This window comes from Ignavibacteria bacterium, assembly GCA_016873845.1.
Lineage (GTDB): Bacteria > Bacteroidota > Ignavibacteria > Ch128b > Ch128b > JAHJVF01.
The window spans coordinates 65,590-82,976 of record VGVX01000003.1 but is presented as its reverse complement, the minus strand read 5'-3'; the positions used below and the strand labels follow the sequence as shown (position 1 = coordinate 82,976).

General features: G+C 35.4%; 17 protein-coding genes and 3 tRNA genes. 3 read left to right on the top strand and 17 right to left on the bottom strand.

Features of this window, described 5'->3' with window-relative positions:
• Positions 1–11 precede the first annotated feature (11 nt).
• The 11 genes from nusA to FJ213_01720 form a co-directional block, all read right to left on the bottom strand.
• A complete protein-coding gene (nusA, locus tag FJ213_01770; GenBank protein MBM4174885.1) occupies positions 12–1,250 on the bottom strand; it encodes a transcription termination factor NusA in 1,239 nt (412 codons plus the stop codon).
• Positions 1,251–1,265: 15 nt separating this feature from the next.
• On the bottom strand, positions 1,266–1,721 hold the full coding sequence (locus tag FJ213_01765; protein ID MBM4174884.1) for a hypothetical protein: 456 nt from the start codon (positions 1,719–1,721) through the stop codon (positions 1,266–1,268).
• A 159-nt stretch (positions 1,722–1,880) separates the two neighbouring features.
• Positions 1,881–4,001 carry a hypothetical protein gene (locus tag FJ213_01760; protein MBM4174883.1) on the bottom strand — a complete coding sequence of 707 codons (2,121 nt, stop codon included), beginning with the start codon at positions 3,999–4,001 and terminating at the stop codon, positions 1,881–1,883.
• Between the two features lie 32 nt (positions 4,002–4,033).
• Positions 4,034–4,696, bottom strand: a complete 663-nt coding sequence (locus tag FJ213_01755) for a hypothetical protein (GenBank protein ID MBM4174882.1) — start codon at positions 4,694–4,696, stop codon at positions 4,034–4,036.
• Positions 4,656–5,279 carry a L,D-transpeptidase gene (locus FJ213_01750; protein ID MBM4174881.1) on the bottom strand — a complete coding sequence of 208 codons (624 nt, stop codon included), beginning with the start codon at positions 5,277–5,279 and terminating at the stop codon, positions 4,656–4,658. Before FJ213_01750 ends, FJ213_01755 begins: the two co-directional genes overlap by 41 nt.
• 6 nt (positions 5,280–5,285) lie before the next feature.
• A complete protein-coding gene (queF, locus tag FJ213_01745; protein MBM4174880.1) occupies positions 5,286–5,648 on the bottom strand; it encodes an NADPH-dependent 7-cyano-7-deazaguanine reductase QueF in 363 nt (120 codons plus the stop codon).
• Positions 5,645–6,343, bottom strand: a complete 699-nt coding sequence (gene queC, locus FJ213_01740) for a 7-cyano-7-deazaguanine synthase QueC (GenBank protein ID MBM4174879.1) — start codon at positions 6,341–6,343, stop codon at positions 5,645–5,647. The genes queF and queC overlap by 4 nt, the downstream gene beginning before the upstream one ends.
• Positions 6,344–6,393: 50 nt before the next feature.
• Positions 6,394–6,810, bottom strand: coding sequence for a 6-carboxytetrahydropterin synthase (locus FJ213_01735; protein ID MBM4174878.1), 417 nt, complete (start codon positions 6,808–6,810; stop codon positions 6,394–6,396).
• A gap of 33 nt (positions 6,811–6,843) precedes the next feature.
• Positions 6,844–6,919: transfer RNA gene (locus tag FJ213_01730), tRNA-Arg, on the bottom strand.
• Between the two features lie 111 nt (positions 6,920–7,030).
• Positions 7,031–7,642, bottom strand: coding sequence for a hypothetical protein (locus FJ213_01725; protein ID MBM4174877.1), 612 nt, complete (start codon positions 7,640–7,642; stop codon positions 7,031–7,033).
• 96 nt (positions 7,643–7,738) lie between these two features.
• A tRNA-Arg gene (locus FJ213_01720) sits at positions 7,739–7,815 on the bottom strand.
• A gap of 305 nt (positions 7,816–8,120) precedes the next feature.
• On the opposite strand from FJ213_01720, the gene FJ213_01715 reads away from it, so the two are divergent.
• Positions 8,121–8,206: transfer RNA gene (locus FJ213_01715), tRNA-Ser, on the top strand.
• 27 nt (positions 8,207–8,233) lie between these two features.
• Here FJ213_01715 and FJ213_01710 read toward each other — a convergent pair.
• Both FJ213_01710 and FJ213_01705 read right to left on the bottom strand, forming a co-directional pair.
• Complete coding sequence (locus FJ213_01710) at positions 8,234–9,835, bottom strand: GMC family oxidoreductase (GenBank protein ID MBM4174876.1); 1,602 nt, start codon at positions 9,833–9,835, stop codon at positions 8,234–8,236.
• A 56-nt stretch (positions 9,836–9,891) separates the two neighbouring features.
• Positions 9,892–12,003, bottom strand: a complete 2,112-nt coding sequence (locus tag FJ213_01705; GenBank protein ID MBM4174875.1) for a M3 family metallopeptidase — start codon at positions 12,001–12,003, stop codon at positions 9,892–9,894.
• A gap of 200 nt (positions 12,004–12,203) precedes the next feature.
• Between FJ213_01705 and FJ213_01700 the strand changes: the two genes are divergently transcribed.
• Entirely contained in the window at positions 12,204–13,220 is a 1,017-nt protein-coding gene (locus FJ213_01700; protein ID MBM4174874.1) for a zinc-binding dehydrogenase, read from the top strand.
• Positions 13,221–13,236: 16 nt separating this feature from the next.
• Entirely contained in the window at positions 13,237–13,671 is a 435-nt protein-coding gene (locus FJ213_01695; GenBank protein ID MBM4174873.1) for a hypothetical protein, read from the top strand.
• Between the two features lie 67 nt (positions 13,672–13,738).
• Here FJ213_01695 and FJ213_01690 read toward each other — a convergent pair whose 3' ends face one another.
• The 4 genes from FJ213_01690 to tusE form a co-directional block, all read right to left on the bottom strand.
• Positions 13,739–15,310 carry a hypothetical protein gene (locus FJ213_01690; protein MBM4174872.1) on the bottom strand — a complete coding sequence of 524 codons (1,572 nt, stop codon included), beginning with the start codon at positions 15,308–15,310 and terminating at the stop codon, positions 13,739–13,741.
• Between the two features lie 14 nt (positions 15,311–15,324).
• Positions 15,325–16,431, bottom strand: a complete 1,107-nt coding sequence (locus tag FJ213_01685) for a hypothetical protein (protein ID MBM4174871.1) — start codon at positions 16,429–16,431, stop codon at positions 15,325–15,327.
• An 85-nt stretch (positions 16,432–16,516) separates the two neighbouring features.
• Positions 16,517–17,020: a hypothetical protein gene (locus tag FJ213_01680; protein MBM4174870.1), complete on the bottom strand. Its 504-nt coding sequence runs from the start codon at positions 17,018–17,020 to the stop codon at positions 16,517–16,519.
• Positions 17,021–17,064: 44 nt separating this feature from the next.
• On the bottom strand, positions 17,065–17,382 hold the full coding sequence (gene tusE, locus FJ213_01675) for a TusE/DsrC/DsvC family sulfur relay protein (protein ID MBM4174869.1): 318 nt from the start codon (positions 17,380–17,382) through the stop codon (positions 17,065–17,067).
• Positions 17,383–17,387 lie beyond the last annotated feature (5 nt).

The following is a 17,387-nucleotide window of genomic DNA, read 5'->3' as shown; positions in this document are numbered from 1 at the left end:
CCTAATTTGAATTACTCTTCAAAACCTTCTTTTAAGATACTGAATATTTCAGCTACTTTATCCTCGTCAAAACCTTCGATCTCTTTTACTGCTTCCATTCCAGCTTTAAGTACATCGATAGCAGTATCATACCCAGCATTTATAAGTTTATCATAGACTTCTTCACCGAGTTCCTGTTTGAAGTCGATTAATTCGATATCAACTTCATATTCTTCTATCGGTTTTTCTTCACGGATAACATCGATGTGGACACCGACTAACTTCATTGCAAGTCTTATATTTTGTCCATTCCTGCCAACAATCAGAGAAACTTGGTCTGCATCAGCCCAGATCGTAGCTTTCTTTTCGGCTTCGTTTATTTCAACGTTTTTAATTTTGGCTGGTGATAGCGCCCGACGGATGAATGTTTCCAAATTATCGGAATAATGGACAACGTCAATGTTTTCATTGCTTAATTCACGGACGATCGAATGAATTCTCACCCCTTTCATACCAACGCATGCGCCAACGGCATCTATTCGATCATCATTTGAAATCACAGCAACTTTTGCTCGTTCGCCTGGTTCTCTTGCAATTGATTTTATCTCGACGATTCCATCATATATTTCTGGTATTTCCAACTCAAATAGTTTTGATAAAAATTTATCATCGCTCCGTGAAATAACTATTTTTGGTCCGCGTTGATCTTTGCTGACCTCTTTTATAATTGCTCGGACTGTATCACCTTTACGATATCGTTCCTTTGGTATTTGATCAACTCTTGGCATTACAAGTTCATTCTTATTATGATTTACAAGAATATCTTCACGTCTAATTTGATAAATGTCACCGATCACAATTTCATTAACCAACTGAGAATATTCATTGTAAACAATATCTTTTTCTACTTCTCTTAATCTTTGACTGAGAGTTTGTTTAGCAAGGTTGACTAATCTTCGTCCAAAATCACTTAATTTTATTTCTTCCGGGAAAATATCACCGATTTCAAAAACTTCACCGCTTTTATTTACAGCTTCCTCTAGTGAAACTTGAAGATTGGGATCAGTAACCTCTTCAACGATTTCTCTTTCTAAAAATATTTCGATTTCACCTTTATCAAGATTAACAACGATCTCAAACTGAGCATCTAATCCATACTTCTTTTTCATCAATGTGGAAAAAATTTCCTCAATGATTCCGGCAAGCACGTCTTTATCCATGCTCTTTTCTCTAACCATATGAGCAAACGATTCAACGATATCGTAATTCATAAAGTGATTTTCCTTCTATTTAAAACTTATTAAAGTCTTAGCAAAAACAATATTATTAAATTTAATTTCTTTGACGTTCTGATTTAGCTCGAAAGTCAGTGTGTCATCATTCACACCAATCAGCTTCATCTCCTGCGTCTTTTTGACTTCACCATCAATATATGTTATAGAAAATTTCTTATTGAGATGTTTTGAAAATTGTTTCAAGAATTTCAAAGGTTTATCAATTCCAGGTGAAGAAACCTCGATTTGATCATTTTCAGCAATTGCGTTTTCTTCTACAAGTGACTTTTCGAGCAATCGACTGATTGTTGAGCAATCTTCAATTGTTAAATTGGTTTCCTTATCAATAAAAAATAGATATTTATCAAATCCTTTTTCTTTGAGATGCTTTAGTTCAATTAGAAAGGCATTATTCTCTTCTAAAAGAGGAGTTGAAATCTCTTTAATCTTATCTAAACTTACATACATAAAAAAAATTGCCCTTTACGGGCAAATTCAACGTACAATCATACGGAAATTACTCACCGAATTCAAGGTTATTTATTTTGATTCAAAGGTTAATTTTCAACGATTTTAACCAATGCCAAAATTCCAGGTAAAATATCAAATAAATGGTGAAATAATGAATTAAAACGCTTCTCCAATACCAAAATGTATTTGAAATCCTTTGAAGAAAGCTCTATCAAAAATGAATTTACGGCTGTAAGGATCATACAATTGAATCCCAAAGTCCAGCCGGAACGGAGCAAATGAGCTGTAATACCGGATCCCGGCTCCAACAGTAACAGCAAATTCATTTAATCGTGGAACCTTAATGTTATCCCAAGTATTACCAAAATCAACGAATGCGGCAGAGCCAAAGTCACCGATTATTCTATTCCGCGATTCAATCGAACCTTCAAAAATAAATTGTCCTCCGAGTTCATCAATTGTGGCTACATTGCCTGATGTATTTACATAAGTTACTGATGGACCAAGTCCTCTTGCTCTCCAACCGCGCACGCTGTTACTTCCGCCTGAATGGAATAATTTATTTTGTGAAATCGATTTTGCTCCATCGAATTTATGCATATAGCCAAGTCGAAGTTTGTAAGCTAATCCCCCAAGACTGGGTTTCCAAGGATTTGTATAAAACGAAGTAATAAAGTTTATCTTATAATATTGAACATTTTCGTCTTTAACACTTCCGAATAAATTTTTCATGAAAGGAAGCAATCCGGCATATTCAAGTGAAAGCTGAAGATTATACCCTTTTGTAGGTGAAAAAAGATCGTTTGCATGATTCGAAAATAAATCAACTCCAAGAATGATATTAGACTGATGCAGAGCAGATTGGAATTCTTCAACTAATTCATCTATCAAATAATCATTAGGTATTGGATAATTTAAATAGGTTAGCAATCCAATTATAACTTCTCTAACCAGCGATGCTCTGAGATCAACATCGATCGATTCATAAGTCAAATAAGTTTTGTAATTATTAAAGAACACATACTGCGGCGATTCAAATGTCAGTCCAAGTTTAGAACCGAGCGTATAATATCTATAAAACTTTTGCTGCTCTACTGCTCCAAAGAATTCCAATTTTCCAGAAATCGATTTACTAAGAAGATATGGCTGCTCAATACCAGCAACTACTAAAGCATTTCCGAGTACGGAACTATCTTTTAATCCATTCCCACTGAAAACATTTTTGAAATTCACATTTAAAATATCTTGAGATAAAACTTCGGTTCGAATTGTGAATTTTCTTGCACCGCCAAAAAGATTTTTTCTTGTATAGTTTAATCCTAATCCAACATTAAATGTGCTTGACTGATTATTTAACAAAACTTCAGGACCTAATTCATTTATTTTCCCGATATCGACACTAATATTTAATGGGACTGTCCCATTAACTGTATCGGAAATAACGCTATTAATTAATGCCGACGAAAAAAGTCCTGTTCTATATAAACGTAATTGTGCCTCGCCTATTTGAGTATTGTTGTATCTCTCGCCGCGATTAATGTCAACTAAGTCTATCAGAAGTTCATCATCAACAAAATCTTTTCCGACGCCTTGCTTTTCAACTGTTACATTTGAAATCTTGAAGTGTTTGCCAGGATTGAAATAGGTTTCTATGGAGACAGTATTTGCTGCGGTATCAATGGTTACAACTGTACTTCCTCTCTCCGCAAGCATGAAACCATAACTTTTCAACTCATTTAATACTCTAAAAACATCAGCTTCAATCATCTCTCTGGAGAATGAAAAATTAGTGCCAATAGTTCTTTCTTCGATTATTTTATTAAACAGCCACTCACCGATGACTTCTTTTTTTAAACCATAGTATTCGTATAACGAAATTCTGTTTCGGATATTTTCATATATATAGTATTTTAAAAATGCAATCTGATCAATGGAATCGATAGAGAAACTCGACTGAATTTCTGTACGAAAGAAACCATTGTCTGTGTAAAATGATTTTAATATTCTTAAATCGGTTTGAATTAAAGTCGAATCGAAATAGACAGGTTCTTTTCCTAAGTTGGTAAATGAGTTTAAAAATTTCCATACCCAGTTTGGTGTTTCTTTCGAAAGGATAATACTTTTTAATAAACTTGAGGAAGCAAACTCATTTCCTTCGAATTGAATTTCTTTAAGTTCAAATTTTTTTTCACTCTCCTGAGAAAAGGATAACAGGGGGAAAATAAAAAGTGCAATAAATGGAATGACAGATAGGTTAAATCTTTTCAAATAAATCAAAACTCATTTCTCCAATGAAGAATGAATTCACATTATTTTGTGACATATAATTCACTCCCCTTATGCATACTTATTTCTGGAATTACTTTTTGCCCTTCTAATAAGAACCAATCTCTTAACAAGAAATTTTGAGTCTCTTTTAAATTCTTTGAGAGTTCTAGCTTTATCTTTTGATTCTCTTCAAAAAAATAGAAAGTGAATAATTCACCGGTTTTAATCTCAAACAAATACAAGAACAGCTCTCCGCCGCTTGAACCAATGAACGAAGAACGACTGTTATAAAATAAAAAAGTTCTGTTTATGTCGGGAAATTCTCTAATTCCAAAATCCGAAGTTTCTTTTATGCCATCGATAAAATCGGTGCAAAATTTTACTTCTGCAAGATCGTCAGTAAATTCTACAAGTGTAAATTTCACTCCGTAGGTGGTTCGGTTTTTCACTTCAGTTGAAATTACGGCAAGAGATTTTTCCTTAGATTCAATATAAAAATCCAACGAGGCAAAGAATACATCCTCGCCAAGAAGTAAAGACGCTTCTTCCAAAAGATCTTGACCTTCAAGCTTTTCAAACTTGGATTCTAATTTCCCTCCGGAAATCATTTTGGCAGGGTCTTCTTTTTCAGACTTGCAACCGAAAAGAAAAACGATTGCGAAGCTAATAAATAATAACTTCAGTCCCGACCGGACATGCATCATAGAGTTCCTCAATTTCTCGGTTATTGACGGCGATACTGCCGTTTGTCCAATTTAATATGAATGGTAAATTTCGAAGGATGAGATCAAATTTTCCATTCCCATGAATTTTAATATTTCCACCAAGTTTAGAATTCATTGGTGGAATGGATTGGTTTTGAAATGCACTTTCAATTAATAAATACTCTTTATTTGAAATTATGTTCTGCTTTAATCCGTACTCAGCATCATGAATTGTTGGATAATTCAGAACTAATGTTTTTCCAAGTCCAGTTGTAATTTTTTTATCGCAGATAAAATAACTTCCTTTAGGCGTATATCTATCTTCGCTGTCACGTTTATCATATTTTGGATTTCCACCAAAAACTACATCATAGGTTTTAACCAATATTGTATCGGCATAAAGATGGAGCTTATAATCAATTTTATTAATAACTAACTTTGGCTGGAAACCAGTTGGTAATTTTTTTTCCTTGAGAACATCATTCAGTTCAACCTCTCGCCAGTTAGAAACGATTCCATAAATAAACATTCCGAAAACAAAAATTACTATTCCGCCTAAATAATAAACGCTGTTTCGAAACATTTTGTTTTACTTTTTCTTTTTTGAATTGTGTTCAACAGTTATAATGCTTTCAATCCCGCCGCGAGTCTTAAACTCTCCGATAACTTTTATGTAACGGGGCTTCATCAACTTAATCAAATCATCGCAAATAAAATTGACAACACTCTCATAAAAAATTCCGTCATTGCGAAAAGAATTTAAATAAAGCTTTAAAGACTTGAGTTCCACACACTTTTTATCGGGAATATATTCGATGATTATCTCAGCAAAATCCGGCTGTCCTGTTTTTGGACAAACAGAGGTAAATTCAGGTGCGAAGTGAGTAACTACATAATCTCTTTGGGGATACTGGTTGTCAAATGTTTCAAGTATAGTAACTTTATTTTTCATAAATAATTCGGTTTTGATTTATAGGGGATTGGATCGTCAACACCAGCTTGTTGAAATCCACGCAGTCGAAGTGCGCAGCTATCACAAACTCCACAGGCAATTTCCTCACTTTGATAACATGACCACGTCAAGTGAAAGGGTGCATTAAGCTCGATTCCTTTTTTTATTATTTCGTTTTTTTTCATTGAAATAAGAGGTGTAATAATTTCAATTTTTGTCTCTGGTTTCGTTCCAACTTCAATCAGTGCATTAAACTGTTTATAAAAAACTTTCCGACAATCGGGATAACCAGAAGAGTCTTCTTCAACAGCTCCGATAAAAATTTTTTTTGCACCAAGAGTCTCAGCCCAACTAACTGCCATTGATAAAATATTCGCATTCCGGAACGAAACATATGAAGTCGGAATTTCTTTTGATTTTAAATTCGCTTCTGAAACGTGAATCGAATAATCTGTGAGAGATGAATTCCCAATTCTTCTGAATAAATCTGTATCAAGGATTAATTTTACTTTTGCTTTAAAATATTCTGATAAATCATTGAAAGCTTTCAACTCGCGGTTTTCGGTCCGCTGTCCATAATTGAGGTGAAGCATTGCAAGTTCAAATTCCTGAGATGCGATCGCTGCAGTCACGCAGCTATCCATCCCACCACTTGTAAGTACTACAGCAAGATTTTTAGTTGAATCGAAACTCATTTTTCTTTAACAAATTATAAAAAATGAAATGAAAAAGAAACTCTAACTACTCAGTTTAATGTTATTGTTGACTCCGAATATGAATCTGTTGTCTCAAACACTTTAACTGAAAGGAAGTTTAAATTCTTTGGAAGCCGAGAATTTGCAGCTCTATCGCACAAATATTTAGAAATATTTTCTGCTGTAGTGGGGAACTTGACGATGACAGTTTTGCTTTTCAATTTTGTTAAAACTTCGAGCAGCTCTATGTCTTCTTCATGACATAAAAAAGCATGATCAAGTTCATCAACAATGGGATTCACAATTTTGTCGATTTCATAGAAGTCGATCACCATCCCATTTTCATTTAGTCCTCCTTCGAACTCAAAAATTGCTTTATAAGAATGACCGTGTAGGTTTTTGCATCTACCATCGTGGAAATGTAATCGATGACCCATTTCCCATTTATACTCTTTAGCGACTTTCATTCTGCAATTTCCATTTTACATTTTAAATTAATTTTGTACCCCCGACAGGACTCGAACCTGTGCACTCGGCTCCGGAGGCCGATGCTCTATCCAACTGAGCTACGGAGGCAAATTCAAACAAAAATAATAAATTTTAGGGAGGTTTTTAGTACATAAAAAAAGCTTCTCGAGTACAATATTTTTTTAGCACCCAAGAAGCTTTTAATTCTTAAATAAATGTTTACTCTTTTTCTATCTTCTTTTTAAATATTTTAATCTCTTTTCCTTCTTTATTTTTAAACATCATTTTATGTTCACCTTTAGCTTCATGTTCTTTCAGAAATTTTTCCGCTGCTTCTCCTTCTAAGACATCAACTTTTTTTTCTCCGTCCTCGGTTGTAGTTATAGTCACTTTCTTCTTGCCATCCTTGACTTCAACATTAATTTCTTTTTTTACTTTTTTATCACCTTTATCGGTCCAGTCAAAGTCTTCATCAAGTTTTTTCATAAAGATCTTAACATCTTTATTATCATCCCCTTTGAAGAAAAATACCTTATCGTCATCTATGCAAGAGATGTCATCGTCATCATCGAGCATAATTACTTTAACTCTTTTCTTTGCTTCTGGTTTTAGTTTCTTGAACAGCTTTTGAGCTTCTTCACCTTGGAAAACTGTCTCTTTTCCATCTGCAGTAACAACAATCTTTGTAACGTCACCTTTAATATTTTTGATTTTTTTATTCAACGGTGCCTTCTCTTTTTCCTGAGCTAGAACATTCACATTGAATGAAACAGCAATTACGAAAAGTAAAGCTGAAAAAAATAGCTTATAAATATTTGTGTGTTGTTTCACGATTTTCTCCTTTTTTGTGAACTTAGACGAAATTGAAATTGGGTTTGTTCCCTAAACAATAATTTTACAATTTACAATCAACATTTTGCATTGGTTTTGTACCCCGGAGAGGATTCGAACCTCCGACCAACAGTTTAGGAAACTGCTGCTCTATCCTACTGAGCTACCGGGGCTTGTTTTATTTTCTACTGTTTAAAATTAAATATTGATATTTACTTTTATGAAATATCTCTTTTTCATCTTTCTTTCCCCTTTGCATACCTCCGACCAATCCGCTGGAGGCAGACTGCTCTTTCCTCCGTCATCCGTCAGCTGACGGAGACGGATGAGCTACCGGGGCATTTAATCAAAATTAAGTATTTTGAAGGTTGAATGAAATTTGTTTTTCTGGCAATTAAAATGACTTGGTTAATCATTTCATAATTCTTAATTTTGCAACCGATAAAATCAATTTGACCTCTGATAAAATGTTTTTTATGGAGAGGTGGCTGAGTGGTTGAAAGCGGCGGTCTTGAAAACCGTTGTAGTCTCTGGCTACCGGGGGTTCGAATCCCTCCCTCTCCGCATATCGAATTTACTTTTTTAATAAAATCAGTTCTTCACAGATTTTTTCATTTCAATCTTACTCATCGCTCTTTCGCTTAATGCAAGAATTGTAAGTGATGGATTCACTCCTGGATTTGCAGATATCATTGAACCATCACATATATACATATTTTTATAACCAAAGACTCGGTTCTCTTTATCAATTACACCTTCCTCAGAATTTATTCCCATCGTAGCACCGCCGAGAATATGAGCTGTTGTGGGAATTCCGAGAATAATTTCCGAGAGCAAGGCACCAGGCGTTCCATTTACTATTCTGCCAAATTGCTTTGCTAATTTTGCTGCTTCAGGCATAAATGCGGTTGGTAATGTTCCTTCTCCAATTTTAGATTTCATTCCAAACCAGCCGCGTGTAAATCTAATCGTTCCGCTAATTGTCCGCATGTAGAGAAGTATCTGTGTTTTTTTTGCCCAATCTCTCACAAAATATATTTTCGAATAAGTAATTGGATGCTTTAGAATTTCTGCAATTGCTTTCAATAATCTAACGATCACATTTCTTCCAGAAGTTAATGGAGCCAACTGCAGCCGCCAAAATCCTGAACCAGATGGATACCTTACTGGCTCGAGATGGCTGTGTTCATCGGTGTGAAGGATTGAACTAATAGCAATTCCATCTGAGAATACTGTTGCTTTATTCGGAGCAACAACACCCATCAGACTTTCACAATTCGTTCTTACGTTGTAACCAATTTTATTAGAAAGATTAGGTAAAGATGTTTTTTTCAATTTCAGCATTAGCGGAATTGTCCCAAGAACGCCTCCAGCGAAAACAATTCCTTGAACTCTTGCTTCAGATTTTGTTTTGAAAAAATTTGTTGATGATTTCCATTTAATAATATAACCATCGCTTCCATCTTTATTATCGATTGGGATTATGTCATAAACTTTCGATTCAGATAATATTTCTGCCCCTTTTTTTTGCGCAAGGAAGAGATAGTTCTTGTCAAGTGAGTTTTTTGCATTCTCACGGCAGCCTATCATACACCCACCACAAAAAGTACAGCCAGATCGATCTGGACCTTCCCCGTTGAAATATGGATCTTTCACTGTTTTAGTTGGCTCACCAAAGAAAACAGCCACTTGTGTTGGTTCAAAGAATTTATCTTTACCAATTTCTTTCGCAAGCTGCTGAAGTGCTTTATCTCCATTTTCTAATCTCGGATTTTGCACAACTCCCATCATTCGTTTGCTTGTTTCATAATGAGGAGTTAATTCCGTTTCCCAGTCTGCAAGATGTACCCACGATTTAGCTTGGAAGAATTCTTTTTTGGGAATCGGTAAAGTGTTTGCATAAACTAAAGAGCCGCCGCCGATCCCAACTCCAGATAATATTCCAACATGCTGATAGAATGTTATTTTAAAGAAACCAAAAAATCTAAAAATGGGAAGCCAGAGCCAGCGTTTTAGATTCCAATTAGTTTCAGGAAAATCTTTAGATGAAAACCACTTTCCTTTTTCAACGACAAGGACTTTATAACCTTTTTCGGATAACCGAAGCGCAGCGACCGAACCACCAAATCCGCTGCCAATAACCAAATAATCATAATCGAATTTTGATTTTTCTGATTTCAAGTTTCTCGTCATTTATTTACGCAATCAATATACCTCAGCCTTAGTCTAAACCTTAGCCTTACTTAATCCTAATTGAGGCCTTTTCTTTTCAACAAAGGATCAACTTTTGGTTCTCTCCCTCTAAATTTTAGATAGAGTTCCATTGGATCTTCGGTTCCCCCTTTTGAGAGAATATTATCTCGAAAACTCTGTGCAGTTTTTTTATCAAACAAACTTGTTTCTTTAAATGCTTCAAAAGCATCAGCATCGAGGACTTCTGCCCAAACATAACTGTAGTACCCCGATGAGTATCCGCCGGAAAAAATATGATTGAAATATGGACTTCTATAGCGCACAACTATTTCTGGAATTAATTGAATATTTATGAGAGACTTCTCTTCAAATTCCATTGGATCAATTGAAATTGGCTCATTCAAAGTGTGCAAGTCCATATCGAGAAATGCAGCAGCAAGATATTCTACAGTTGCAAATCCTTGATTGAAGTGTTCTGCTTTTTTCATTCGTTCGATAAGTTCATCGGGAATCGGTTCGTTAGTTAAATAATGTCGTGCATAAGTTTTTAGAACTTCAGGTTCATTCGCCCAATTTTCCATGATTTGAGAACAGAGTTCAACAAAATCACGCGGTACCGAAGTCCCTGTTAAACTTGGATATGTACTGTTTGAAAGCAACCCATGAAGAGCATGACCAAATTCATGAAATAATGTTTCTACCTCTTCAAAGCTAAGAAGTGCAGGTTTGTTTGCTGTTGGTTTGGAGAAATTGCAAACGTTTGCAATTAATGGAGTGATGTTTTTCCCTTTCTCACGATACTGCTTGCGGAAGGAATTCATCCAGGCACCGACTCTTTTACCTTGCCGTGGGTGAAAATCCATGAATAGGATTCCGATATGTTTACCATCAGATTCTTTAACTTCAAATACTTGAACGTCGGGATGATAAATTGGAATATCTTTTCTTTCGTAAAAAGTAATTCCATACAGTTTGTTGGCAACATCAAATACGCCGTTTCTGACGTTTTCTAACTTGAAATACGGCCGCATTTCTTCTTCATCTAGTTCATATTTCTCTTTTTTAATTCTTTCGGAATAGTACCACCAATCCCACGGTGCTAACTGAAAATCACCTCCATCTTTTTTAATCATTTCCTGAAGCTCGGCTGCTTCATTTTTAGCTACACCCAAAGCTGGCTCCCATAACTGTTTCATGAATTCATAAACTTTATCCGGAGTCTTTGCCATATTTTCTTCAAGTATAAATTCAGCATGGTTGTTGTATCCAAGCAGTTTAGCCTTTTCTATGCGAAGCGAAACAATTTTCGATAAAATTTCTTTATTGTCATACTCGTTGTTATTATTTCCGCGGTTAATGTAAGCTTTGAACATTTTTTCACGCAAATCACGTCGATTTGAGTACTGAAGAAATGGAATGAGACTTGGCTTGTCTAATGTGAATAACCATTTACCATCTAAACCAGCTTCTTTCGCAGCTTTGCTCGAGCTTTCTTTATTTGACTGAGGCAATCCGATAAGATCTTCTTCATTTTCCAAAATCATTTTAAATGAATTGGTTTCCTTTAAGTTGTTCTCGCCAAATTTTAATGTGAGAAGAGAAAGCTCTTTATTAATTTCTCGCATTCTTTCTTTTTGCTTTTCATCTAAATTAGCTCCGCCTCGAACAAAATCTTTGTAGTATTCATCGAGTAATCTGATTTGCTCTGGAGTTAAATTAAAATTACTTCGATTTTCGTAAACTGACTTAACTCTTTGAAAAAGTTTTTCGCTTAAGTTAATATCATCACGATGCTTTGATAGAAGCGGTGAAACATCTTTCGCAATTTTCTGAAGTGATTCATTTGTGTCAGCTGAATTCAAATTGTAAAAAACATAGCTGACTTTATTAAGAAGATTTCCGCTGTATTCAAGTGCTTCAATTGTGTTTGAAAAAGTTGGGGCTGCATTGTTGTTAATAATATCATCTACTTCTTTTTGTTGTTCTTCCATCCCAGCTTTGAATGCAGGCATATAATGCACTTCTTTAATCTTATCGAATGGTGGAACTTGGAAGGGAGTTTTGTATTCTTCAAAAAAGGGATTAGCGGTTTTCATCATATTATTTTGTGCTATACATAGGTTTTGTAAAAAAAGAATTGTGGTGATTAAATAAAGAAAACTTCTCATTTTTATTCCTCGCTTTTTTCAGTTCTCGCATATATTTTTCAGCAAGTTAAAATTTTCCCCTATTGATTCAAACTTGAATTAGTTTTGAATTGGTTAGCTTGCTGCTGTCACCGACCGGTCGGTGACAGCAAATTATTTAATTTATCATTGCCATTATTTCCTAAACTTTTTAGCTTGTCGCAAGAGTTATAAGATTTTCAATGATTAGACAAGTTTATAGAATTGACCGACCTGGTTCAATTAGGAAATTGAAGTTCGTTTCAGAACCTTTAGACGCTCCACTCAAAAACGAAGTTACTGTCGAAGTTAAAGCAATCGGATTGAATTTTGCAGATATCTTTACCATCCTTGGTTTTTATAAAGCGGCACCGAAACGAAACTTTATTCCTGGTTTAGAATTTTCTGGAGTGATTATACAGAAAGGATCAGCTGTTAATGATTTCCAAATCGGTGATAGTGTGATGGGAGTAATCAAATTTGGAAGTTATGCAACACATTTAAATATTGACCAACGTTATACGCTTAAGCTGCCCGATGAATGGACATTCGATGAAGGGGCAAGTTTTATAGTTAATGCTCTAACTGCCTTTTACGCACTAACTAAGTTGGGAAATCTACATTCTGGTGGGACTGTTTTAATTGAAAGTGCAGCCGGTGGAGTCGGAATTTATGCGAATCGAATTGCGAAAAAGTTTTCTGCTTTTACGATTGGAATTGTAGGAAGAGAAGAGAAAGTAAAATTCGCAAAATCAGAAGGATATGATGAAGTATTATTGAGAGATAAGAATCTTAAAAATAATATCCGAACTGCATTGAAAGATCGTACTCTTGATCTCGTTTTGGAAGCTGTAGGCGGAAAAGGTTTGACAGACAAATTTAATTTACTCGCCCCAACCGGAAGGATGATTATCTACGGAAGTGCAAGTTTCTCAACGGGCAAATTTGGTTCAAATTATCTAAAACTCATTTATAATTACATGAAAAGACCAAAGATTGACACTTTGAATATCATCGAACAAAATAGAACTGTCAGCGGATTCAACTTGATTTGGATTTATGATAGAGTCGACATGTTGAAAGGAATGCTTCCAGAAATTCTAGAATTAAATTTACCCAAACCAATTATTAACGAACGATTTCCATTTGAGCAGCTTCCAAATGCGGTCGCACGATTAAAATCCGGGGAAACAATTGGGAAAGTTGTACTAACTGTATAACAGAGAAAATGCAAATATGAAAAAAGATTATGACCCAAGAATGCACTCAGCTGAGCATATTCTTAATCAAACCATGGTAAGAATGTTCAATTGCGGCAGAGCATTCAGCGCACACATCGAAAAGAAAAAATCTAAATGTGATTACAGATTCAGCCGAGAAATTACCCAAGAAGAAACTTTAGAGATCGAAACTCGGGTGAATAATGTAATCAGCTCAAACTCCAACGTGTTTGAAGAATTCATCTCGAGAAACGAAGCAGAAGAACTTTTTAATCTGGAGAAACTTCCTGACGATGCTGGAGAAACTTTACGAATCATAAAAATCGGCGATTACGATGCATGTCCCTGCAGCGGGCTGCACGTAAGCAATACATCAGAAATCGGTCAGTTCAAGATCATCTCTACAAGTTTTGAGAATGAAATATTACGATTGAGATTTAAACTTCTTTAAAATAAAAGAACCAACCATTCTAATTATCGAACGATTGGTTCTGTGAGGAGAGAATACAATCTCTAAACTAGAAATTATATGAAATCGCTAAATGACCGATACTTGTTCCAAGTTTACTTGTGCTTCCATCATATTCATTTGCAATCAAACTTGGTTTAGATGCAGTTAAAGAATTATTTAATGCCATTTCGTATGCAAAATGAAGAGTAAGTGGTTTTGCTATTTTGTAACTACCACCGACCATTAAATGGTTTTCTACAATGGCTGGAAATACTGGAAAGACTGTTTCTTCCGGAACCGGATTAGTTCCATGTGCAAATCCCAATCGGAATGTTAGATCGTGATTGACCATATATTCACCCCCGACCTTAACAACAAATGAATTCTTCCAGTTCAATGGAAATTCTAAATCAAATGTACCCGTGTTTCCAAGCATTTTATTTATATTTGGATTAGCGCCGTTCGATAATTTAATTGTCATATTATCGAAAGCAGATTTCCAATTAATCCATTCTACGTCTAGTGCCAAATTAAGACTTGCAGATGGTTTATAAGAAATACCAAATCCAACTGATTGTGGAAAAGTCAAATCGAGATTCAAATCGTAATCCGCGGCAACACCTTTTGTGAGGTCAATTCTCATTCCATCAAATTGCGCCATCACCGCAGCTTGTGCCTGTGCATCAGTTGCACTTGGATTTAGCATTTTATATCCTTGAATTGCCTTTGCAAAGGCGTCATTGAATTGATATGTCATATCCATCTTTGCTTTGCCATTTTTATAAGTCAATGGTGTGGGCATTGTGTAGCTCAATCCCAATGAAAATAGATCATTGCATTGATATGCTAAACCAACTTTTCCGTTGAAACCAATTGCTGTAAGATCGCTCATTTTTGCAGATGCAGTTACTTCATCATATCCAAAACCACCTGCAGTTGGAGGTGCAGCGAATAATTGTCCAAAGGTCATTCCAGGCATTGCTATACCTTTCATAATCGATGGATCAAGTGAGTATGGCATCCAGAATTCGAGCATACTGTATACACCATGCAAACTTACACCCAAAGATAAATTCTCTGTGAATTTATATGCAGCAGATATTCCTCCTTGCATTGAAGCAAGTTGAGAATGGTACTCTTGCAATACAGAGTTTCCAGTTTGATCGCGGTAAAGTGCATGCATTAGTTTTAAATCTGCACCCATACCACCAGCTGTGAAGAAGCCAACTCCCCAGGTGAAATCACTTTCGGGATATTTGTTCACATAACCAAGTGCAGGTAATGGAAACATATTTTTGTCGCCATCCGCATCATTTAAAGTATTTGTGAAGTGAATTTTTGGAAACATAAGCGAAATATTTGCATCCAACATAGAATTTGATAAAAAAGAAATACCTGCAGGATTGTTCATCATTAAAGCAGGGCTATCGAATGTACCGATACTTGTTCCACCTCTCCCAATCGACTTTGCATTAAAGTCAACCAGCCGCGTTCCCGTCTGGGCAAAAGTCAACGATGTAAATAAAACAAGTAAAAACGAAGTCTTTAAGATTAACTTCATAGATTTACTCCTGTTACTTAATTGTTTTTGTTTGTTTGTTATAAGGACAGTTAGTTTTTGATTTAAACCAAAGTTCATTGACTTGTACTGAATTAATCTGGTTTATAATATTTACCAAGCAGCGCCATACGAATCGATTCATCCAAAATCGATGGCATGCTCATATGATTCATGAAAGCCATTTTTCCGGCATCCCAAAAGTACATATCCATTCTAAACATTTCGCGAGCAGTATAAACTTGAAGCTCACCTCGATTTTGAATTATCAGAACTTCTATCGGATATGCTGTTACGTGATCTATCCCCGGACATTTATTTTGTTTTGTCTCTCGGCTTGTTCCACAAATGTGAAAAGATAAACCTTCAGTCTGAGGTCTTGTAACACCAAGAACAACAGCGAATGAATCAGGAGAATAAACTTTACTAATAATATTCCATTTTAAGACTTCCGGTGAAGCAACATATCTATATTCTACGTCATCTTTAGTCGGTTTGAAGTTTTTAAGATTGATTTGCATTTCACTTAACAGCTTTTCAATCCCTTCTTTTCCATCATTATTTTTTCGCGAATAAACGAGCGGGAATTGATCTTCATCGTTGAAGAAAGTCATCTTGCCAACCATCATAAACATATCTCTGGATGATTCACGTAAATCTTTCGCACTTCGAATTGGCTCCATCGCTTTTTCTATTTTATTGCCGCTGCTTATGGAATGGATTGTTTTAATGAATCCTGATTTAAATTCCTTTGTCTTAGAAATGATCTGCTCATACTCATTTCTTTTATTATTTTCCCAAAGATTATTAAAAATTATCCTATTAATAGTTTCGGGATCTGCAATAGAAATTTGCACTCCGTCGGGAGTCTCAAAAATACCGACTCTCAAAAAAGCTCCAATTAAATACTGGTTCCCTTTTGAAGTCAGCATTTTAGAATACTCATCCGAACTTACAACGATTAGTTGCGCTCTAAATCCGCAATGCTCGTCATTTTTTGTTCTGACAATATCTGGAGTAGATACATCGTCGAAATATAAAATATCGTATCCAGCAGATTTTAATTTCGACTTTACCTCCTCGCCGACTTTATTGAAATCATCCTTAATATTGGAAACAACATGCAAATATATGCCGTGATCTGTGGCAGGCAGAATGACGTACGAGATCAAAAATAAGATAGTTAACATCCTTAGACGCATAAATTCCTCTCTACTATGTTTTTGATTTAGTTAAATTATCGATCCACCTGAATGAATCGAAATGCTAGAAGTTTCTAATTAACTCTTAAGTAAATATTATTTGAGCACCAGCTGATTTCTCATAAAACTCACCGACGGAAATAATTCCATCAACTTGCGGGCAGAAATCTTTCTTCGTTAAATGAAACATATCGACAGTTGCTTTGCATCCATAAATCTCACAGCCTGCATCGTGGATCATCTCGATGAATTCACGAATTGGTGGAATATCGAGTTTTTCCATTTCTTTTTTCATCATTCCAGTAGCAAACCAGGACATTCCGGGAATTGCGCCCATCCATGTTGGTAAGCCAGGACCCATTGCAGATGGTACACACATTGCAGGATTCCCAACCGTGGCAACTTTGATTTTATCCATTTTCTTTTCAATTACTGCGTGCAGTCCAAAGAATGTAAAGAAAAGTGTTGCTTCAATTCCTTCCATTCTTGCACCGTTTGCCATGATTAATCCTGGATAAACGCCTTCGAGTGAACCTCGCGAAACAACTATCGAAACTTTTTTGATTGGTTCATAAGTTCCGTTTGACATTTTTTTCTCCTATTAAATGTTATTCAAAAAATTTTTATTAGAAATTATATGCAGCCTTTTGGTTTCGGCAGACCTGCAATTTTAGCAGCTTTTTTTGCCGGACCTTTTGGAAATAATGCATAAAGTTCTTTTGTATCAACGCCGCTTTCTTTCGTTAATTTACGAATTGAAGGCGCGTCTCCTTTTTCTTGAAACTCTTTGCGCATGTAATTTATTACAACCCAATGGCGGTCGGTTAGATCATTGACTTCTTCTTCCTTAGCGAGTGCTTTCGCTATGTTTTCGTTCCAATCTGATAAGTTCTTCAGATTGCCGTCGGCATCAATCTCAAACGATTTGCCGTGTATTTCTTTTGTAGGCATAAAAG